Source organism: Amycolatopsis sp. NPDC051045, assembly GCF_040682955.1.
Taxonomy (GTDB): Bacteria; Actinomycetota; Actinomycetes; order Mycobacteriales; family Pseudonocardiaceae; genus Amycolatopsis.
The window spans coordinates 94220-112849 of the sequence record NZ_JBFBCC010000021.1 but is presented as its reverse complement, the minus strand read 5'-3'; the positions used below and the strand labels follow the sequence as shown (position 1 = coordinate 112849).

The 18630-nt window shown below is 72.4% G+C and carries 18 protein-coding genes; 11 read left to right on the top strand and 7 right to left on the bottom strand.

All coding sequences use genetic code 11. The features are described from left to right. Window positions 1–4: 4 nt before the first annotated feature. Window positions 5–394, top strand: coding sequence for a VOC family protein (locus tag AB0M80_RS35645; RefSeq protein ID WP_364573739.1), 390 nt, complete (start codon window positions 5–7; stop codon window positions 392–394). 233 nt (window positions 395–627) lie between these two features. Here the strand turns inward: AB0M80_RS35645 and uvrB are convergent, their stop codons facing one another. After that, the gene (gene uvrB / locus AB0M80_RS35640; protein WP_364573737.1) at window positions 628–2784 is read right to left on the bottom strand and encodes an excinuclease ABC subunit UvrB; all 2157 of its coding nucleotides are present in this window, start codon (window positions 2782–2784) and stop codon (window positions 628–630) included. Between the two features lie 135 nt (window positions 2785–2919). Next, window positions 2920–4242, bottom strand: a complete 1323-nt coding sequence (locus tag AB0M80_RS35635; protein ID WP_364573735.1) for a DUF5685 family protein — start codon at window positions 4240–4242, stop codon at window positions 2920–2922. 121 nt (window positions 4243–4363) lie between these two features. On the opposite strand from AB0M80_RS35635, the gene AB0M80_RS35630 reads away from it, so the two are divergent. Beyond that, on the top strand, window positions 4364–4882 hold the full coding sequence (locus AB0M80_RS35630; protein WP_364573733.1) for a DUF402 domain-containing protein: 519 nt from the start codon (window positions 4364–4366) through the stop codon (window positions 4880–4882). Between the two features lie 90 nt (window positions 4883–4972). On the opposite strand, the gene coaE is transcribed toward AB0M80_RS35630, so the two are convergent. After that, window positions 4973–6157, bottom strand: a complete 1185-nt coding sequence (gene coaE / locus AB0M80_RS35625) for a dephospho-CoA kinase (RefSeq protein ID WP_364573779.1) — start codon at window positions 6155–6157, stop codon at window positions 4973–4975. A gap of 207 nt (window positions 6158–6364) precedes the next feature. On the opposite strand from coaE, the gene AB0M80_RS35620 reads away from it, so the two are divergent. Further along, window positions 6365–6631: a hypothetical protein gene (locus tag AB0M80_RS35620; protein WP_364573731.1), complete on the top strand. Its 267-nt coding sequence runs from the start codon at window positions 6365–6367 to the stop codon at window positions 6629–6631. Window positions 6632–6739: 108 nt separating this feature from the next. Continuing rightward, on the top strand, window positions 6740–6988 hold the full coding sequence (locus AB0M80_RS35615; protein WP_364573729.1) for a hypothetical protein: 249 nt from the start codon (window positions 6740–6742) through the stop codon (window positions 6986–6988). Between the two features lie 10 nt (window positions 6989–6998). Here the strand turns inward: AB0M80_RS35615 and AB0M80_RS35610 are convergent, their stop codons facing one another. Next, window positions 6999–7445, bottom strand: a complete 447-nt coding sequence (locus AB0M80_RS35610) for an OsmC family protein (RefSeq protein ID WP_364573727.1) — start codon at window positions 7443–7445, stop codon at window positions 6999–7001. A gap of 170 nt (window positions 7446–7615) precedes the next feature. Between AB0M80_RS35610 and AB0M80_RS35605 the strand changes: the two genes are divergently transcribed. After that, window positions 7616–8230: a TetR/AcrR family transcriptional regulator gene (locus tag AB0M80_RS35605; RefSeq protein WP_364573777.1), complete on the top strand. Its 615-nt coding sequence runs from the start codon at window positions 7616–7618 to the stop codon at window positions 8228–8230. Between the two features lie 79 nt (window positions 8231–8309). Here AB0M80_RS35605 and rpsA read toward each other — a convergent pair whose 3' ends face one another. Then, a complete protein-coding gene (gene rpsA, locus AB0M80_RS35600) occupies window positions 8310–9809 on the bottom strand; it encodes a 30S ribosomal protein S1 (protein WP_364573725.1) in 1500 nt (499 codons plus the stop codon). A gap of 324 nt (window positions 9810–10133) precedes the next feature. Between rpsA and AB0M80_RS35595 the strand changes: the two genes are divergently transcribed. The 6 genes from AB0M80_RS35595 to AB0M80_RS35570 all read left to right on the top strand — a co-directional run bounded on the left by AB0M80_RS35595 (window position 10134) and on the right by AB0M80_RS35570 (window position 16127). Continuing rightward, window positions 10134–10985: a class I SAM-dependent methyltransferase gene (locus AB0M80_RS35595; RefSeq protein WP_364573775.1), complete on the top strand. Its 852-nt coding sequence runs from the start codon at window positions 10134–10136 to the stop codon at window positions 10983–10985. Continuing rightward, window positions 10982–11896 (top strand): GNAT family N-acetyltransferase, encoded by a 915-nt coding sequence (locus AB0M80_RS35590; RefSeq protein WP_364573723.1) that lies wholly within the window; start codon window positions 10982–10984, stop codon window positions 11894–11896. Before AB0M80_RS35595 ends, AB0M80_RS35590 begins: the two co-directional genes overlap by 4 nt. A gap of 22 nt (window positions 11897–11918) precedes the next feature. Continuing rightward, window positions 11919–12839, top strand: coding sequence for a GNAT family N-acetyltransferase (locus AB0M80_RS35585; RefSeq protein ID WP_364573721.1), 921 nt, complete (start codon window positions 11919–11921; stop codon window positions 12837–12839). Window positions 12840–12946: 107 nt separating this feature from the next. Further along, entirely contained in the window at window positions 12947–13666 is a 720-nt protein-coding gene (locus tag AB0M80_RS35580; protein ID WP_364573773.1) for an ABC transporter ATP-binding protein, read from the top strand. Beyond that, a complete protein-coding gene (locus tag AB0M80_RS35575; protein ID WP_364573720.1) occupies window positions 13663–15558 on the top strand; it encodes a YhgE/Pip domain-containing protein in 1896 nt (631 codons plus the stop codon). Before AB0M80_RS35580 ends, AB0M80_RS35575 begins: the two co-directional genes overlap by 4 nt. Next, window positions 15555–16127 carry a TetR/AcrR family transcriptional regulator gene (locus tag AB0M80_RS35570; protein WP_364573718.1) on the top strand — a complete coding sequence of 191 codons (573 nt, stop codon included), beginning with the start codon at window positions 15555–15557 and terminating at the stop codon, window positions 16125–16127. The genes AB0M80_RS35575 and AB0M80_RS35570 overlap by 4 nt, the downstream gene beginning before the upstream one ends. Before the next feature lie 224 nt (window positions 16128–16351). On the opposite strand, the gene AB0M80_RS35565 is transcribed toward AB0M80_RS35570, so the two are convergent. Further along, on the bottom strand, window positions 16352–17953 hold the full coding sequence (locus tag AB0M80_RS35565; RefSeq protein ID WP_364573716.1) for a serine protease: 1602 nt from the start codon (window positions 17951–17953) through the stop codon (window positions 16352–16354). A gap of 102 nt (window positions 17954–18055) precedes the next feature. Then, the gene (locus AB0M80_RS35560) at window positions 18056–18583 is read right to left on the bottom strand and encodes an EF-hand domain-containing protein (protein ID WP_364573714.1); all 528 of its coding nucleotides are present in this window, start codon (window positions 18581–18583) and stop codon (window positions 18056–18058) included. Window positions 18584–18630: the final 47 nt, after the last annotated feature.

Below are 18630 nucleotides of genomic sequence, written 5' to 3'. Positions count from 1 at the left end.
ACGCATGCCTCGTCCCGTCCACTTCGAGATCCACGCGGGTGACCCCGAACGCGCGGTGGCGTTCTACACGGCGGTGTTCGGCTGGAAGTTCGAACGCTGGGGCGACGTCCCCTACTGGATGATCACGACCGGCGAAGGCGACGGCATCGACGGCGGGCTCATCCCCCGCCAGGGCCCGGCGCCCGAGGCATCAGCGCCCGTGCACGGCTACGTCAACACGATCGACGTCGCCGACCTCGACCACGCACTGGGCGAGGTCAACCGCGCCGGCGGGACGCTGGCCCTGCCGAAGAACCCCGTCCCGGGCGTGGGGTGGCTGGCGTACTGCAAGGACACCGAGGGCAACGTCTTCGGGATGCTGCAGCCGGACGAGAACGCGCCCGCTCCGGAGTGAGGCTCCGATGGCGCGGTGGCGGAGGCCGCGGCTCGGCAGGCAACGCGCCGCGGCGCCCGCGGACCGCGGCCGGCTGAGCGGGACGAGGCGGAACAACCAGGCAGCCTCTCCGCACGACTCACGCCACACCGGCGGGATTCGTCGCGCCGTTCGGCCCACGACGGTCGAACGGCGGAGCCCCTACCGCCGCCCGACGACGTCACCTCAGCCGCTGCCCGCCCCGGCCGCCGCCGCTACTTGATGCCCGCCGCGTCCATCCCCCTCAGCTCCTTCTTCAGGTCCGAAATCTCGTCGCGCAGCCGGGCCGCCAGCTCGAACTGCAAGTCCCGCGCCGCCTGCATCATCTGGTCCGTCATCTGCTGGATCAGGTCCGCCAGCTGGGCGCGCGGCATGGCCGAGACGTTCTTGTCGACCAGCATCCCGGAGCTGCGCACCCGGTCGCCCTGCTCGGGCTTCTTGCCGCGGGAGGAGTTGCGGCCCGAGCCGCCCACCGAGACCTGCTCGGTGTCCTCGGCCTCGCTGTACACCCGGTCGAGGATGTCGGCGATCTTCTTCCGCAGCGGCTGCGGATCGACACCCCGCTCCAGGTTGTAGGCGACCTGCTTCTCGCGGCGGCGGTCGGTCTCCTCGATCGCGTGCCGCATGGAGTCGGTGATCTTGTCCGCGTACATGTGGACCTCACCCGAGACGTTTCGCGCCGCCCGGCCGATCGTCTGGATCAGCGACGTGCCGCTCCGGAGGAAGCCCTCCTTGTCCGCGTCGAGGATCGCCACCAGCGACACCTCCGGCAGGTCGAGACCCTCGCGCAGCAGGTTGATGCCGACCAGCACGTCGAAGTCGCCCGACCGCAGCTGCCGCAGCAGCTCGACGCGCCGCAGCGTGTCGACCTCCGAGTGCAGGTACCGCACCCGGATGCCCAGCTCCAGCAGGTAGTCGGTCAGGTCCTCGGACATCTTCTTCGTCAGCGTCGTGACCAGGACCCGCTCGTCCTTGGCCGCCCGCTCCCGGATCTCGTGCACCAGGTCGTCGATCTGCCCCTCGGTCGGCTTCACGACCACCTTCGGGTCGACCAGGCCGGTCGGCCGGATCACCTGCTCGACGAACTCGCCGCCCGCCTGACCCATCTCGTACGGCCCCGGCGTCGCCGACAGGTACACCGTCTGGCCGATCCGGTCGGAGAACTCCTCCCAGGTCAACGGCCGGTTGTCCACCGCGCTCGGCAGCCGGAAGCCGAACTCCACCAGGTTCCGCTTCCGCGACATGTCGCCTTCGTACATGCCGCCGATCTGCGGGACCGTCTGGTGCGACTCGTCGATCACCAGCAGGAAGTCGTCCGGGAAGTAGTCGATCAGCGTCGCCGGCGCCGTGCCGGCGCCGCGGCCGTCGATGTGGCGCGAGTAGTTCTCGATGCCGGAGCAGAACCCGACCTGGCGCATCATCTCGATGTCGTAGGCCGTGCGCATCCGCAGCCGCTGCGCCTCCAGGAGCTTGCCCTGCCGCTCCAGCTCGGCGAGCCGCTCCTCGAGCTCCTTTTCGATGCCTTGGATGGCCTTTTCCATCCGCTCCGGGCCGGCGACGTAGTGCGTCGCCGGGAAGATCCGGACCTCGTCGACCTCCTTGACGATGTCCCCGGTCAGCGGGTGCAGGTAGTAGAGCTTCTCGACCTCGTCACCGAAGAACTCGACCCGGATGGCGAGTTCCTCGTACGCCGGGATGATCTCGACCGTGTCGCCCCGCGCGCGGAACGTGCCGCGCGCGAAGGCGATGTCGTTGCGCGTGTACTGGACGTCGACCAGCGCCCGCAGGAACACGTCCCGGTCCAGCTGCATGCCGACCTTGAGCATCGACGACCGGTCGAGGTAGGACTGCGGCGTGCCCAGGCCGTAGATGCACGAGACACTGGCGACCACGATGACGTCCCGCCGCGACAGCAGGTTCATCGTCGCCGAGTGCCGCAGCCGCTCCACGTCGTCGTTGATCGACGAGTCCTTCTCGATGTAGGTGTCCGTCTGCGCGATGTACGCCTCGGGCTGGTAGTAGTCGTAGTAACTGACGAAGTACTCCACTGCGTTGTGCGGGAACAGCTCGCGCAGCTCGTTCGCCAGCTGCGCGGCCAGCGTCTTGTTGGGCGCCATGACCAGTGTCGGCCGCTGGACGCGCTCGATCAGCCACGCCGTCGTCGCCGACTTGCCGGTGCCGGTGGCGCCCAGGAGCACGACGTGCTTCTCGCCGGCGTTGACCCGGCGTTCGAGCTCGTCGATGGCCGCCGGCTGGTCACCGGCGGGCTGGTAGTCACTGACCACCTCGAACCGGCCGCCGGTCCGCGGGATCTCCGAGACGGGCCGGAAGTCGGACTGGGCGAGCACGGGGTGTTCGGTTGCGAAAGCCACGTGGACCAGAGTAGGCCGCCCCACCGACAATTTCCGTCGGCCCTGGTCAGCGTGGCTGGAACACCGTGATCGACGCAACATCGGCGCCGTCGACCGCGCCGGGGGACGGGCTCGCCGCCTGGACCGCGACTCCCTTCAGCAACTGCAGTCACAGCAGGAACAACAGTCACAGCAACCGTCACAGGGACAGTCGCAGCCGTCGCACGTGCTCACCGGCTTCCCGCTCCACGGCCCGGGATAGGGATCGCGGCAGCAGAACTGGCACGTGCAGCACATGTACGGCGCGATGGCGCAGCCGAGGAAGAGGTTGCGCTTCTTCGGCGGGACGGCGAACTTCGGGTACCAGAGGCCGCCGCCTTTGCCGTCGAGCGGCTCCGGGCCGGTGGGGCCATCTGGGCCGGTGGGACCGGTGGGACCGCCTGGGTCTCCCGGACCACCGGGACCTCCCGGACCACGGCCACCGGGAGCGCCCGGCGGCGGAACCTGCCCCGGCGGCGGAAAGCCGCTCCGGCCCGGCGGCACTTGGTGCGGGTGCTGCTGGGGCGTGGGCCCCGGCCCGATCCACCCGGGTGGCGGCTGGTGCCCGGCCGGACCGCCCGGGAAGGAACCGTGGCCGAAGGCGCGCCGCACCGCCTGGCGCAGCTCGTGGACCAGCAACGCGTGCACCAGCGCCGGCTCGGCGAACTCGGCTTCGCGCAACGCCAGCTCCACCCCCAGCACCGCGTCGTCGCACAGGCGGCGGGCCTCCGGCAGCCCCGTTCCCGTGGCCGGCAACGGGTTCCACGCTCCCGCCGCCGCGTCGGCCGCGTGGTCCTCGACCGCGTCCAGCAGGTGCGCCACCCGGCCGAACAGGCGACCCGCCTCGGCCAGGGCAGCCGCGTTGCCCGGCCTCCCGGCCAGCTCCGCCGTCCGCGCGAACGCCGCCGCCGTGGCCAGCTCGGCCGGCTCCGTCGCGAGGAGCACCGAATCGCCGAGACGCACCGAACGCTCCAGCTCCCCCTGCCGCTCGACCGCCTCGGTGAGCACCGCCGTGTCGAACCCGACGCGGCCGCCGGTGCGGCTGCCCTGCGCCGTCCAGCGGGCCGCGATCCGGCGCGCGGCCGCCGCCACCGGGCGCTTCCCGAAGGCGCCGTCGCGGTCCTCGACGTGGTCGCCGACCTTCGCCGCGGCCAGTACCAGGGACACCGCAGCGGCCAGCTGGGCGCCTTCGCCGCGCGCCACCGACGCCGTCCGCATGCCCCGCAGCGGACACGGGCCCGCTTCGCGCCGCCGGTCCGCGCGCGGCGTCTGGGCTTCGACCAGCACCGAGATGATCAGCCCGTCGTAGTTGGTGACGACGCGGGCGAGCTGGCCGTGCTCGTCGCGCAGCGTGAGGCAAAGGCCGCACAGGTGCGCCAGCCAGTCCGCGTGCAGGCGGCCGGCCAGCCGGTGCCGGCACGGCCTGATGATCCCGAACATCCCCAGTTTCCCCTCGGCTCCCGGACGGTCGGCGCACCTTAGCCCGGCCGGCTGGGACACGCGGCAGGTGTGCGCGTTTCGTGACCGGGATTTGGGCGGCCGTCCCGGCAGGATGGGCGGCATGGCCGCACTGCACCCGCCGAAGGTCGAGGTCTTCGACCCCTCCGCGCGCGCGAACATCGACCCGAAGGGCATCCGGCGGGAGGTCGACGAGTTCCGCGAGGAGCCGTTCGGCCTGTACCTCGCCCGCCCGACCCCGGGCCGCGCCCAGTTCCACTACCTCGAGTCGTGGCTGGTGCCCGGGCTCGGCCTCCGCCTCACCGACTTCTGGTTCTCCCCCGGTCACGAGCGCGACCAGGACTTCTACCTCGACGTCGTCCGGGTCCGCCGCGACGGCCCGCGCTGGATCGCCACCGACCTGTACATCGATCTCGTGCTCAAGGACAAGCTGTCCCTGCGGGTGATCGACACCGACGAGCTCCTGGAAGCCCTCTCCGCGGGCCTGCTGACCGCCGAAGAGGCCGAGTACGCGCTGAAGACCACGTACGCCGCGGTGGAAGGGCTGGCCGCGCACGGCTACGACCTCGTCGCCTGGCTGGCCACCCAGGACATCGCGCTGACCTGGCGGCGCCACCCCTAGCCTCGGCGGCGCCCGACGAGGCACGAGCCCCCTTCGCCCGGCTCCCCGTCCTCCTGCTCGCGGCGGGGACCGCGGGCACCTGGCCCGTGCCTAGGGCGTCCAGCCGCCGGCCGCGGCCCACTTCTCCGCGCGGGCGAACACGCCGTTGACCCACTCCTGCTTCTCGTCGGCGTAGGCCTCGACCGTGCCGTCGGCGGCGTGCGCCGCGGCCAGCCGCAGCTTCACGTCGCGGTAGTCGTCGCGCTCGTCCGGGTTCGCGCGCAGGAAGTCGCGGAAGAGCAGCGCGAGCCGCCACGCGGGTGTCTCCACCGACCGGACGTGCAGGTTCACCGGACGCCGCGGGTCGGCGCCGACGTGCAGGCGCTTGGGCCAGGTCCCGTCGCCGTCCTGGGCGTCGTCGCGCCAGTCGCCCGCCAGCCGCGGGAAGCCGGCGTCGGCCAGCAGCTCCCCCAGCGCGTCCGCGTCGTCCAAAGTGGACACGGTGAGCTGCAGGTCCAGGATGTCCTTGGCGGGCAGGCCGGGCACGGCCGTCGACCCGATGTGGTCGGCGCGGCGGGCGAGCTCCCCCGCCGCCGCGCGGACCCGGGCGAGCACCCGCTCGGCCTGGGCGGGCCAGGTGAGGTCGTATCCGGCGATCTTCGGCGACATCGGCGGCCGCGGCCGGCGCAGCCGGACGTTCGCTTCGAACGGCACCAGCCGGTCCGCCCACAGCGCGTCGACCTCGGCCAGCACGGCGTCTTCGGCCCCGCCGTTGTCCAGCCAGACGTCCGCGACGGCCCGGCGCTGCTCGGTGCTCGCCTGCGCCCGGATCCGCGCCCGCGCGTCCTCCTCGGCCATCCCGCGCGCCGACACCAGCCGCCGCACCCGCACCTCGACCGGCGCGTCGACGACCACGACCAGGTGGTAGGCCGTCGCGAGACCGTTCTCGACCAGCAACGGGATGTCGTGGACGATGATCGCGTCCGGCTTCGCGGCCGCCATCAGCTCACCGGTGCGGGCACCGATCAAGGGGTGCACGATCGCGTTGAGCCGGCGCCGCGACTCGTCGTCGGCGAACGCCTTCGCGGCGAGCACGGGCCGGTCGAGCGAGCCGTCCGCGGCCAGGATCCCGGGACCGAACTCCGCCACCAGCCGGGCGAGCCCCTCGGTCCCGGGCTCGACCACCTCACGGGCGATCCGGTCGGAGTCCACCAGCACGGCACCGTGCTCGGCCAACCGGTTCGCCACGGTCGACTTCCCGGCCCCGATCCCACCCGTCAACCCCACGCGCAACATGCCGATCACCCTAGTCACGGGCGGCCCCACCCTCCGGGAGACACCTCCGGTCAGACCTGCGCCATTTGTGTGACAAGTGGGAAAATGTCGTAACACGGAGCTGGTTCGGTCGACTTCACCGGCAAGCGCGCCGCCGTGTCCGCGGGCGGTCTGGTTCGCCTGACCGTCCGGGCCGCCGGCCCGCGTCATCGAGGGGGACTCGTGAGGATGACGAACATCAGCGGGCGGGTCGCGGCGATGCTGTGCGCGGGCGGGCTCGCCGTGGCCGTGCCCGAAGCCGCGGCGGAGGCGGCGATCGCGCCGGCGGCGCGCGTGGCCGAGCCGCCGGCGCGTTGCCTGTCCGGCGTCCGCAGCGTGCAAGGGACGTTCCGGCACACGCCCGCGCACCGGCTGTACACCGTGCAGGCCGTGTGGATCCCGTTCACCACGTCCGGATCCATCACCTGCCACGGGAACGGAGGATCCGCAAGCTGATCGTGACGCGTGACTCAACCGATATCCGGACACGCCGTGTTGATTACCCACGTCGACCGACGCGAGTGCGTACGGTGCCCGCGACGGAGACGCCCACGCGGAGGAACGATGGCGGACAGCAAGCACGCCGGGAAGCACCGGCTCGGCTCGCCGGGGCTGGTGCACTGCGTTCTCCATCGCACGGTGGCCGACGCCTTGACGGATTACCGGCGGACCTGGCTGAGCGCGCTGCTGGTCCCGGCCAAGCACAGCTTCGCCGGTCTCCGCCGCAAGGCCCGCGCCGCGGCGCTCGAGCACATCTGGGTCCCGGCCGTCAGCTCGCGCGGCCCGGCCGCGGTAACCGTGCGCGCCGCCTGACCGGCGCTCCTCAGCGGCCCGTCTCGCGCGTCTCGATCACGATCTCCGAGGACAACGTGCGGTGCACCGGGCACTTGTCGGCGATCAGCATGAGCTTGGCGCGCTGATCGTCGTCGAGATCGCCTTCGAACTCGATCTCGCGCGTGATCCGGCTGAGCATGCCGCGCTCGGTTTCGCACCGTTCGCAGTCCTGGGCGTGGATGCGGTCGTGCCGCAGCCGGATCGTCGCGCGGGTCAGCGGGATGCCCTTGCGGTCGGCGTACATCCGCAGCGTGATCGCCGTGCACGAACCCAGCGACGCGAGCAGCAGCTCGTACGGGTTCGGGCCGGCGTCGGCACCCCCGACCGCGACCGGTTCGTCGACGAGCAGCGTGTGGGTCGCCGTGACGACCTGCTGCGTGTAGGTGCCGTCGCCGCTCGCGGTGACGACGACCGTGCCGGGCTCGGGGTGGTCCATCCGCTTCAGTCCTCCCAGGGAGATCGCCGGCGGAACCCGCCGATCCGGACATCCCACGCATTCCCAAGACGCCGCGGATATCGTATCTTCTGTCGCGGGTGGCTCACCCGGACGCCGTCTGCGCCCGGCTGCCGCAAAGGGGGTGGGCCGTGGCTACCAGGCACTTGCCGATGCGCCCGGCCGACCAGGGCGGCCGCGAGCGCTACCTCGACGCCGCGTTGTCGGTGCTCGTGAACCGAGGTGTCCCGGGGCTGACCGTGCGCGGCGTGGCCGAGGCGGCCGGCGCGTCGACGATCTCGGTGTACGCCCGCTTCGGCGGGCGCGCCGGCCTCCTCGACGCCCTGTACGAGCGCACTTTCGATTCGCTGCGGGAGTTGCTGGAAGGCCTGCCGCCGTCGAGCCAGGACGGCGTCGCGGATCTGCTGCACCTGGCGCTGGAGTACCGGCACTTCGCCCGCGAGAGCCCGACCCGGTACGCGCTGATGTTCGAACGCCCGGTCCCCGGCTTCGACCCGGATCCGGCGCTGCGGTCGGCGGTGCTGCGGACGACGTTCACCCTGTTCATCGCCCGGGTCCAGCGGGTCTGCCCGCCGGGAGCGGACGCCCGGTCGGCGGCCTACCAGCTCTGGACGACCATGCACGGCCTGGTCGGCGCGGAACTGATGCTGGCCTCGCGGCGGCCGTTGCCGGACTGGTTCATCCCGCCGACCGAAGAGGCGAACGAGGAGATGTACCGCCAGGGCGTCAACGCGATGATGGCCGGCTTGGGTCTGCGCAACCGCTGACCCACCTGGACCTGGAAAGCAGCGAACCCCCGGTCCGCTGGAGACCGGGGGTTCGCTGTTCAGCTCAGAGCGCTAGTGCTCACGCACCGCCGGAGAGCTTCTCGCGGAGCGCCGCGAGCTGCTCGTCGGAGGCGAGGGTGCCACCGCTGCTCTTCGTGTCGGCCGGGGCCGAGCCCGAGGTGTAGCTTTCCGCGCCACCCTCGATGCCGGTCGCCGCGTCGGCAGCCGCTTCCGCGTCCGCCTCGACAGCCTTCTGGACCTGCTTCATGTGGGCCTCGTAACGAGTGTGCGCCTCGGCGTACTGGCGCTCCCACTCCTCACGCTGCTTGTCGAAGCCTTCCTGCCACTCCTGGGTGTCCGGGTCGAAGCCTTCGGGGTAGATGTAGTTGCCCTCGGCGTCGTACTCGGCGGCCATGCCGTACTGCGTCGGGTCGAACTCGGTGTCCGGCGTGACACCCTCGTTCGCCTGCTTCAGCGACAGCGAGATGCGACGGCGCTCGAGGTCGATGTCGATGACCTTGACCATGACGTCGCCGTTGACCTGGACGACCTGCTCCGGGATCTCCACGTGGCGCTCGGCCAGCTCGGAGATGTGGACCAGGCCCTCGATGCCCTCTTCGACGCGGACGAACGCACCGAACGGAACCAGCTTGGTGACCTTGCCCGGCACGATCTGGCCGATCGCGTGGGTGCGGGCGAACTGGCGCCACGGGTCTTCCTGGGTCGCCTTCAGCGACAGCGAGACGCGCTCGCGGTCCATGTCGACGTCCAGGACCTCGACCGTGACCTCCTGGCCGACCTCGACGACCTCGGACGGGTGGTCGATGTGCTTCCAGGACAGCTCGGAAACGTGCACCAGGCCGTCGACGCCACCCAGGTCCACGAAGGCACCGAAGTTGACGATGGACGACACGACGCCCTTGCGGACCTGGCCCTTGGCGAGCGCGTTGAGGAACTCGCTGCGCACCTCGGACTGGGTCTGCTCGAGGTAGGCGCGGCGGGACAGGACCACGTTGTTGCGGTTCTTGTCCAGCTCGATGATCTTCGCCTCGAGTTCGCGGCCGACGTACGGCTGCAGATCGCGCACACGGCGCATCTCGACCAGGGACGCGGGGAGGAAGCCGCGCAGGCCGATGTCCAGGATGAGGCCGCCCTTGACGACCTCGATGACGGTGCCCTTGACGGGCTCGTCCTTCTCCTTGAGCTCCTCGATCGTGCCCCAGGCGCGCTCGTACTGCGCGCGCTTCTTGGACAGGATCAGACGGCCTTCCTTGTCCTCCTTCTGGAGGACCAGGGCTTCGACCTCATCGCCGACGGTGACAACCTCAGCCGGGTCGACATCGTGCTTGATGGAGAGCTCACGCGAGGGGATGACACCCTCGGTCTTGTAGCCGATGTCGAGCAGGACCTCGTCGCGGTCGACCTTGACGATGGTGCCTTCGACGATGTCGCCATCGTTGAAGTACTTGATCGTCTTGTCGATAGCCGCGAGGAAGTCTTCCTCCGACCCGATGTCGTTGATGGCGACCTGCGGGGCCGCGTTCGGGGCGGTCGGGGCGGTGGCGGTGTCGATGGTCATTAGGCGGGTTGCTCCGGTGGATGGGAATCGAGGGTTGGCAGTTGTCGGCGCGATGGGGTGTTGAGAGCATGCGACGACCCTGCGAGCAAACGTCCACCAGTGAACGACCGCGGCATGACCCGCAAACGGTGCGCGACCCGAGTCCCAACCAGAAGCTGAGCGGAAGGCAGCGCGAACCCACTGCGCTAACACTTATCCTACGCGGCAGCCGCTAGGCGGCACAATCAGGGTCCCCCTCGCTCGCTAAGGTCCTCGCGGAAGCAAATCGCACGCACGAGGACGCAGGTGGAGCGGGTAGCGGCCACCGGGACCGGAGACACCATCATGCCACCGGAGCAGGCGCCCGCGCCGGGGCGCCACGACGCCGCCGAGCACCGGCTGGGCACCACGGCGGTCGCCTACCGCGAGGTCGGCGGGGCGGAGGCCGCGGCCGCCAACCTCGCCTGGTGGGACGCCGACGCCGACGACTACCAGGCCGAGCACGGCGGGTTCCTCGGCGACGCCGAGTTCGTCTGGTGCCCGGAGGGCGTCCGAGAGGCGGACGCGCGGCTGCTCGGCGACGTCCGCGGCAAGCGCGTGCTCGAGGTCGGCTGCGGGCAGGCCGCCTGTTCGCGCTGGCTGGCGGCCGAGGGCGCGCACGCCGTCGCGACCGACCTCTCCGCGGGCATGCTGCGCCACGCGCGGGCCGGCAACGAGCGCACCGGCCTCGCCGTGCCCCTGGTGCAGGCGAACGCCGAGCACCTGCCGCTGGCGTCCGGCAGCTTCGACGCGGCCTGCTCGGCGTTCGGCGCGATCCCGTTCGTGGCGTCGGTGGACGCCGTCTTCGCCGAGGTGCACCGGGTGCTGCGGCCGGGCGCGCCGTGGGTGTTCTCCGTGACTCACCCGATGCGGTGGATCTTCCCCGACGACCCGGGCCCGCAGGGGCTCACCGTCACCCAGCCGTACTTCGATCGCACGCCGTACGTCGAAGTCGACGACGAAGGCACCGCCACCTACGTCGAGTACCACCACACCCTCGGCGACTACGTGCGCGCGCTGGCCGCGGCCGGGTTCACCCTCACCGACCTGGTCGAACCCGAGTGGCCGGCGGGGCACACGCGGGTGTGGGGCCAGTGGAGCCCGCTGCGCGGCAAGCTCTTCCCGGGCACCGCGATCTTCCGCACGCACCGCTCGTGAACCCCCTCGAAGCGGAGCAGAACGCCCGGTTCGCCGCGCTCGACCCGCTGCTCCCGCCGATCGCGGCCCCGCCGTCGCCGTCGAGCGAGCCGCTGGTGGTGACCGCGGGCGGGCGGAAGGCCGGCGGCCTGCTGACGCACGTCGTGCACGCGCCGGGGTCCTGGCCCACGCTCTGGGGGCCGTCGGACATCCGCGACCTGACCGCGGTGCCGGGCGACAGCGGCGCGACGGGCCTCGCCGCGCTGCTCGGCGCGTGGCGCGACCGGCTGCGCGGGACGCCGGCCGGCCCGGACTCGGCCTGCACGCTGACCTGGCCGAGCCGCGACGCCGAGGCTTCCGCGGTGCTCCTGGCGCACGGGTTCGCGCCGATGACGTGCCTGGCCGTGCGCGCCCCGGACCCGCCTGGCCCCCGCGGCCCGGCGCGGGTGACCGTCCGCCGCGCCGGAGAGGGTGACGTCGAGGCGCTGACCGAACTGCGGCTGGCGGAGTGGCGCTACACGTCGCTGGTCGGCACCGCGGTGCCGCGCCCGGGCGCCCGGGCGCTGCTGCGCGCCGAGGTCGTCCGCGCCCTGCGCTTCAGCGGGCTGGTCTGGCTCGCGGAGGAAGACGGCGTGCCGGCGGGCATGGCCGCCTGCGCATTGACCTCGCCCGCGCCGGGCGACAGCATCCACGGGCGGCTGCTGCCGGGCCGCTGGGGCTACGTCGACACGCTGTCGGTCGCCCCCGCGGCCCGCGGCGGCGGGGTCGGCCGGGCGCTGATGGCCGTGGCGCACCGGGAACTGATCCGGCCGGGGACGCGCGGGACGTTCCTGTTCTACCACCCGGCGAACCCGCTCTCGCCGGTGTTCTGGCACCGGCAGGGTTATCGTCCACTGTGGACCATGTGGATCCGGCGTCCCGCCTGGTCCTGACCGGACACCCGAGGGGCAGACCATGGACATCGCCGAGCCGTTGCTCGCGGCGCACCGGGCGCGCTTCGCCGCCGTCGACGCGCTGCTGCCGCCCGCCGCGCCACCGGCCGAAGGCGAGCGGCTGGACGCGGCGACCGCGGACGGCACGCAGGTCACCGGGGTGCTGCAGCGGCACCGGTTCGGACCCGGCGACGTCCCGATGCTGTGGTCGGCCGCCGACACCTGGCAGCTGTTCCCGTACTTCGGCGGCACCGGCACCGAAGGCGCGGACCTCCTGCTGCGGGCCCTGAAAGGACGGCTCGAGACCGAGGAGACCGACGCCGACTCGGCGTGCGTGGTGGTCTGGCCCAGCCGGGACGCCGAGGCGACCCGCGCCTTCCTCGACCACGGCCTCGTCCCGCTGTCGGCGGTCGGCGTGCGCACCGCACCCCCGGCCGGAGCCGAGCCGGGGGCCACCGTCCGCCGCGCCGGGCCCGCCGACTTCGCCGCGGCGCTGGCGCTGGCCACGGCGACGTTCGACTACACCGGGCTCGTCGCCGCGCCGCGCCGGGACAACACCGCCGAGCTGCTGGCGCCGTCCCTGCGGGAGGCCCTCGCCGCGGACGAGCCGGCCGTCTGGCTGGCCGAGGTGGACGGCGAGGTCCGCGCGTTCGCGCACGGCGCGTGGGTCGACGCGGTGCCGGGCAGCGAAGCGGGCGAGCTGCTCCCGCCGGGGCGCTGGGGGTACGTGAACAACGTCGTGACCGCCCCCGGCGAACGCGGCAGCGGGCTCGGCCGGGCGCTGATGGCCCACGTGCACCGCGAGCTGCACCGGGGCGGCGCCACCCGGACGTACCTCTACTACAACCCGACCAACCCGCTGTCCTCGGTGTTCTGGCACCGGCAGGGTTACCGTCCACTGTGGACGACGTGGGAGGTGCGCCCGGCGTCGGCGCTCCGGTGAACCACCCACAAGTGTGACGTGCGTCCGGTGATCTTGCCGCGAGCACCGGCGAGGACTAGTTTTTGAACTGACTGGTCAGTTCAAAAGTTCTCGAAGTGGGAGAAACCGTGCAGGTCCGAGCCGATCGGGTGGCCCTCGAAGGGCCCCACGGCACCTTGTTACCGCCCACCTCGCTGACCGTCGGCGAGGGCGACCTGGCCATCGTGCACGGCGAACCCGGTGTCGGCGTCACGGCGTTCGGCCTGGCGCTGGCGGGCCGGCTGAAGCCGACCACCGGCACGGTGCACGCCGAGGGCGTCGACGCCGCGCTGACCGAACTCGTCGCGGTCGTCGACGCCCCGGCCGTCAGCGAGCCCGACGACGCGCTGCCGCTGCGGGTGGTCGCCGGCGAGGAACTGGCGCTGGCCCACCGCCCGGCGGGCAAGGAAGACGTCGCCCGCTGGCTCGCGAAGCACGACGCCGCGCCGTTCGCCGACGCGCGCTTCGAGAACCTGGCCCCGCAGCTGCGCACGCGGCTGCTCGCCGAGCTGGCCGCGGAGCGCAAGGGCGTGCGCCTGCTCGTGCTCGACACCCCCGACCGGCACACCAGCGACGTCGACAGCTGGGCCGGGCTGGCGCGCGAGCTGGCCGGACGCGGCCTGGCCGTGGTCGTGCTGACCGCGACGACGCCGCTGTCCGCGCTGCCCGTCCCGCCCGCGCGCCTCGGCTCGGCCGAGCAGCCCGCGCCGCAGCACCTCGCCCCCGAACCCACCGAACCCACCGAACCCACCGAACCCACCGAACCCACCGAAGAGCTCACCACGAGCACTGACGGAGACCCCGCATGAACGCCTTCCGGATCGCGCGCAACGAGCTGCGCCGCCTCTCCACCGGCACGCTGCCGAAGCTCGCGCTGGTCGCGCTCGTGCTGGTGCCGCTGCTCTACGCGTCCTTCTACCTCTACGCGAACTACGACCCGTACGGCCGGCTCGACAAGCTGCCCGCCGCGGTCTTCACCAGCGACGCCGGCGCGAAGGACGCCAGTGGCCAGCAGCGCAACGTCGGCCGCGAAGTGACCGACGAGCTGGTCAAGTCCGGCACCTTCCAGTGGCACGAGGTGTCCGAGCAGGAGGCGCGCGACGGCGTCCGCGACGACAAGTACTCGTTCGCGATCGGCATCCCCAGGGGCTTCTCCGCCGCGTTGCTGGGGGTGGGCACCTTCCAGCCGCAGCAGGCGACGATCACGCTGACCACCAACGACGCCAACAACTACCTCTCCGGCACCATCGCGAAGCAGGTCGCCGAGCAGGTCCGCAAGACGATCGCGGAGAAGGTCGGCAGCGAGGCCGCGGACCGGTTCCTGGTCGGGTTCTCCACCATCTACGCCAAGATCCAGGAGGCGTCGACCGGCGCCTCGCAGCTCGCCGACGGCGCCACGCAGCTCAAGACGGGCCAGCAGAAGCTGGCCGACGGCGCGGCGAAGCTCGCGGACGGCTCGTCGACCTTGGCGACCGGACTGGGCACACTCAAGAGCGCCACCGCGGAGCTGCCTTCGCAGACGCAGAAGCTGGCCAGCGGCGCTTCGCAGGTGGCCGCCGGGGACCAGAAGGTCGCCGACGCGGCTTCGATCGCCGCGACGGCGTCGTCCGACATCCAGGGCAAGCTCGACTCCTACCGCAGCCAGCTGCAGACCGACCTGCGCGACGCGGGTGTGCCCGACGCCCAGGTGCAGGCGATCCTGGCCAAGGCCGACCAGCTGCGCTCCCCCGTCGACCAGGCGAACAGCAAGGTCCAGCAGGCCAACGGCGACCTCGCGAAGCTGGCCGACGGCGCCCGCCAGGTGTCCGACGGCGCGGCCAAGCTCGCCGCGGCGTCCCCGCAGCTGGCCAGCGGCATCGCCCAGGCGTCCGACGGCGCGAACCAGCTGCGGGACGGGGCGTCCCAGCTCAGCGACGGCGAGAAGACGGCGGTGAACGGCACGAACCAGCTCGCGGACGGCTCGGTGAAGCTGCGTGACGGGCTCGCGGCCGGGCTCAAGCAGATCCCGAACCCCGACGACCCGACCCGCACCGCGACCGCCAGCACGATCGCGGACCCGGTGGCGGTGAACGCCAACGGCGAGGCGTCGGCGGGGACGTACGGCGCCGGCCTGGCCCCGTTCTTCATCTCGCTGGCCACCTGGATCGGCGCGTTCGTGCTGTTCCTGATCCTGCGCCCGCTCTCGACGCGCGCGCTGACCGCGGGCGCGGCGCCGTTCCGGGTCGCGGTCGGCGGCTGGCTGTCGTCGGCGCTGCTGGGCGTCGCGCAGGTGATCGTCCTGTTCGGCGCGGTGACCTGGCTGGTCGGCATCCACATCGCCCACCCGCTGGGTGCGATCGGCTTCGCCGTGCTGGTGTCGCTGACGTTCACCGCGGTGGTGCACGCGCTCAACGCCTTCTTCGGCGCGGTCGGCAAGTTCCTCGGCCTGGTGCTGCTGGTGCTGCAGCTGGTGAGCGCGGGCGGCACGTTCCCGTGGCAGACGATCCCGGACGCGCTGTACCCGCTGCACGTGGTGCTGCCGATGGGCTACGCGATCGACGGCTTCCGCCACCTGTTCTACAGCGGGGCGACGGTGCAGATCCTGGGCGACATCGGGGTGCTGCTGGCGTACCTGGTGGGCGGGATCCTGGTGTCCACCCTGGCCGCGCGCAAGCGTCGCGTTTGGACGGTGTCCGCGCTCAAGCCCGAGCTGAGCCTGTGAGCGGCGGGACGAAGCAGAAGCTCTTCGAGGCCACCCTGGAGCTCTCGAAGAGCCGGGGCCTGGTGGGCCTGACGGTCGACGACATCGCCGCGGCGGCGGGCGTCGCGAAGGGCACGGTGTACTACAACTTCGGGTCCAAGGACGGGCTGGTCGACGCGCTCCTGCGGTACGGCGTCGACATGCTGGCCGGGCGCCTGCGCGCGGCGGTGACCGACGCGGACCCGCTGGAGGTGATCGAAGCCCAGGTCGACACGACGCTGGAGTTCATCGCGCAGTACCCGGGGTTCTCGCAGATCCTGGTGAGCGAGCTGTGGCGGACGCCCGGCCAGTGGCACGGCACGCTGTCGTTGCTGCGCGAGGAGATCATCTCGATCGTGAAGCAGCAGCTGACGCGGTTGGCATCGGCGGGGCGGCTGCCGGACGGGGTGGAGATCCCGACGGCGGCGGCGGGGCTGTTCGGGACGATGCTGGTGGTGGCGCTGGACTGGCAGGTGTTCGGGCCCCACCGGACGCGGGCGGAAGTGCGGGACGCGGTGATGGTGCTGATCCGCGGCTTGGGTCGCCGCTAGCCGCGGCCTGCGCTTTCGGGCCGCCGGCGCCCCGATGTGGCCTTGGGGCGTGAGACGCACCCGAGGCGGCCTGGGGGCGCAGGAACGCTTCCCGGCTCGCGGGGGCGCCCCCGTTTTCCACGCTACCGGACGGCACCGACAGTTTTGGCACCGACGGTTTCGGGCACCGACAGTGTTCAGCACCGACAGTTCCGGCGCCGCGAGTCGTGCCGCCGGAAGCCTGCTCAGCCGCGGTCCTCGATGCGGGCCCGGACCGCGGCCGCGTAGCTGTCGACCGCCGTGGCCGCCGCCGTCAGCTCGCAGGGGCCGTCGATCAGCAACCTCTTCGCCGGGATGTACGCCTGCTCGATCTCCGGGTCGCCCACCAAGCCGTGCTCGCGGGCCAGCTCGTGGTCGCCCGCCAGGCGGGCGCGCAACTCCTCGCGGCGGGCGACCAGACCGTCGAGGACCGCCCGCTGGCGGCGGCCGTCCTCGACCGCCGGGGCGACCGCGTGCTCGTGGCCGTCGATGTGGCGCTCGACCCACTCGGCGTCGCCGTCCACTTCGGCCGACCGGAGCTGCTTGAGCGCGCCGCGCAGCCGCTGCGCCCGTGCCGGGAGCATCGCGACGCCGGTGAAGCGCGTCGCCACGCGCAACTGGTACGCCTCGATCTCGGCGAGCTCCGCCACCGCCTGGGTGAGCACCTCCAGCCGGCCGGCCAGGTCGTCCGGGGCCGGGCGGGCCTGGCCCGTGCTCGCCCGCACCGCCGCGACCCCGGGCGAGGACTCCTCCCGGAAGCCGAGCAGCAGGCGGAGACCGAGTTCGGCCGCGCGGCCCGCGAGCGGTGCGAGCACCTCGCCGACGAGCCGGTCGGGTTCGGCGGAGTCGTCGATCGCGTCGACGACGAGCGTGCAGCCGGCGACGCCGTTCGTGAGGCGGTCGGCGATGCGGTGCCGGACGGCGTCGGCGGTGCGGCCGGTGGCGTCGACGGCGAGGTCGACGCTGCCCGCCGGCGGCATCTCGCCGAGCGCGGGCGGCAGGCCCGGCACGCCGAGGGACCGTTCCCGGTCGGCGAGCACGATGCCGAACCGCAACGCCGCGGCGACGGGCGAGCCGGCCTCGCCGGTGTCGACGACCCAGACGGTGCCCGGCTCGGCCTTGGCGAACCAATCGGCGACGCGCTGCACGAAGGAGACGTCGACGGCCTCGCCGACCGGACGCGAGAAGCTCGCGTCGACGGCCGGGCTGCCGGAAGCCCAGATGCTCAGCTGGGGCAGGTGACCGAGCATGGTCTCGACCGGCACCATCCAGGTGCCGGTGTCCTTGCCGACGACCATGCCGACGACGTGGCCGGTCGCCTCGTCGAGCACCGCCGTGCCACCGAAGCCGGGGCCGAGCGGTTCGGCTTCGGCGGTGCGGAAGAGGCGGACCCACTCGCCGCCGGTCTGTTCCGGGCCGCCGAGCCGGGCGTGCGTCCAGCGGCCGACCGAACCCGGCGGGAACCCGAAGGCGCGGACGAGCTGGTGCTCACCGAGGGGCATGCGGTGCAGCGGAGCGCGGAACACGCGGGACTCGGGGCGTTCCAGGCGCAGCAGGGCGAGATCGCCGTGGCCGCCGCCGTCGGAGGGCACCCAGCAGCCTTCGACGACGGTCGCGGTACCGGGCAACGCCTCGGCCAACCCGACGAAGTCGACGCTCAACGCGGATCGTGGGCCACCGGCGGTCTCGACGACGTGCGCGCTCGTGAGCACGTGGTACTCGTCCAATACCGTGCCCGCACCGCACACCCGGCCGAGTTCGTCGTGCAACCGGACCCGCCAGCGTCGTCGCTCACGCTCGAACCCCATTCGGCGGACCCTACGCCGTGATCGCCACGCGCCGCCGCCGACCTCCCTACCCAGGGGTAAGCGCTCACCCGAACGGAGTCCTGCGTTCGGCACAACGCGCGATCAGACGCGGCCGAACACCCGGCTGCCGGGCGCGGCCGGGTCGTCACCGGCCCAGAACTCGAACCAGTGCCGCGTGAATTCGTCGCGGGAAAGGCCGCCGTCGCCGTCGGAATCGAGGAGGGCGAAGACGTCGTCGGTCGGGGTGTCGACGCCGTTCCAGGCCGCGATGAGGCGGTGGTACTCGGCGGCGGAGATGACCCCGTCGCCGTTTTCGTCGACGGCTTCGAACATCGCCGCGGCCGTGCCGGTGACGGCGCCCGGCATCCGCGGGAGTTCGTCGACGACCTGCAGCACCTGGTCGAGGGTGACCTGGCCGCCGCGGCCGGCGGCGTCGTCCAGGGTGCCCCACCAGCCCATCATGATGCCGGCGAGCTTCTTCCCCTCGGGCGTGCCGGCGTCGGTGCCGCGCAGCTCGAGCCATCTCGCCGTCAGGGCCCGGAAGTCGGCCTCGGTGAGGTAGCCGTCGCGGTCGGCGTCCATGGCGCCGAAGACGCCGGAGAGCTTGCGCCGCTGGAACTCGCTGGCCATGTCGTGGTCCTTCCGGCTCGGACCACCAGCATCGCCGCCGCGTGCGA

What these genes read in the sequence shown, in the direction of transcription:
- AB0M80_RS35635 (WP_364573735.1), bottom strand. Translation starts at nt 4,242, where the DNA reads ATGTTCGGGATCATCAGGCCGTGCCGGCACCGGCTGGCCGGCCGCCTG.
- AB0M80_RS35565 (WP_364573716.1), bottom strand. Translation starts at nt 17,953, where the DNA reads ATGGGGTTCGAGCGTGAGCGACGACGCTGGCGGGTCCGGTTGCACGAC.
- rpsA (WP_364573725.1), bottom strand. Translation starts at nt 9,809, where the DNA reads ATGACCATCGACACCGCCACCGCCCCGACCGCCCCGAACGCGGCCCCG.
- AB0M80_RS35595 (WP_364573775.1), top strand. Translation starts at nt 10,134, where the DNA reads ATGCCACCGGAGCAGGCGCCCGCGCCGGGGCGCCACGACGCCGCCGAG.
- AB0M80_RS35605 (WP_364573777.1), top strand. Translation starts at nt 7,616, where the DNA reads ATGCGCCCGGCCGACCAGGGCGGCCGCGAGCGCTACCTCGACGCCGCG.
- coaE (WP_364573779.1), bottom strand. Translation starts at nt 6,157, where the DNA reads ATGTTGCGCGTGGGGTTGACGGGTGGGATCGGGGCCGGGAAGTCGACC.
- AB0M80_RS35610 (WP_364573727.1), bottom strand. Translation starts at nt 7,445, where the DNA reads ATGGACCACCCCGAGCCCGGCACGGTCGTCGTCACCGCGAGCGGCGAC.
- AB0M80_RS35620 (WP_364573731.1), top strand. Translation starts at nt 6,365, where the DNA reads ATGACGAACATCAGCGGGCGGGTCGCGGCGATGCTGTGCGCGGGCGGG.
- AB0M80_RS35645 (WP_364573739.1), top strand. Translation starts at nt 5, where the DNA reads ATGCCTCGTCCCGTCCACTTCGAGATCCACGCGGGTGACCCCGAACGC.
- AB0M80_RS35560 (WP_364573714.1), bottom strand. Translation starts at nt 18,583, where the DNA reads ATGGCCAGCGAGTTCCAGCGGCGCAAGCTCTCCGGCGTCTTCGGCGCC.
- AB0M80_RS35585 (WP_364573721.1), top strand. Translation starts at nt 11,919, where the DNA reads ATGGACATCGCCGAGCCGTTGCTCGCGGCGCACCGGGCGCGCTTCGCC.
- AB0M80_RS35630 (WP_364573733.1), top strand. Translation starts at nt 4,364, where the DNA reads ATGGCCGCACTGCACCCGCCGAAGGTCGAGGTCTTCGACCCCTCCGCG.
- AB0M80_RS35575 (WP_364573720.1), top strand. Translation starts at nt 13,663, where the DNA reads ATGAACGCCTTCCGGATCGCGCGCAACGAGCTGCGCCGCCTCTCCACC.
- AB0M80_RS35615 (WP_364573729.1), top strand. Translation starts at nt 6,740, where the DNA reads ATGGCGGACAGCAAGCACGCCGGGAAGCACCGGCTCGGCTCGCCGGGG.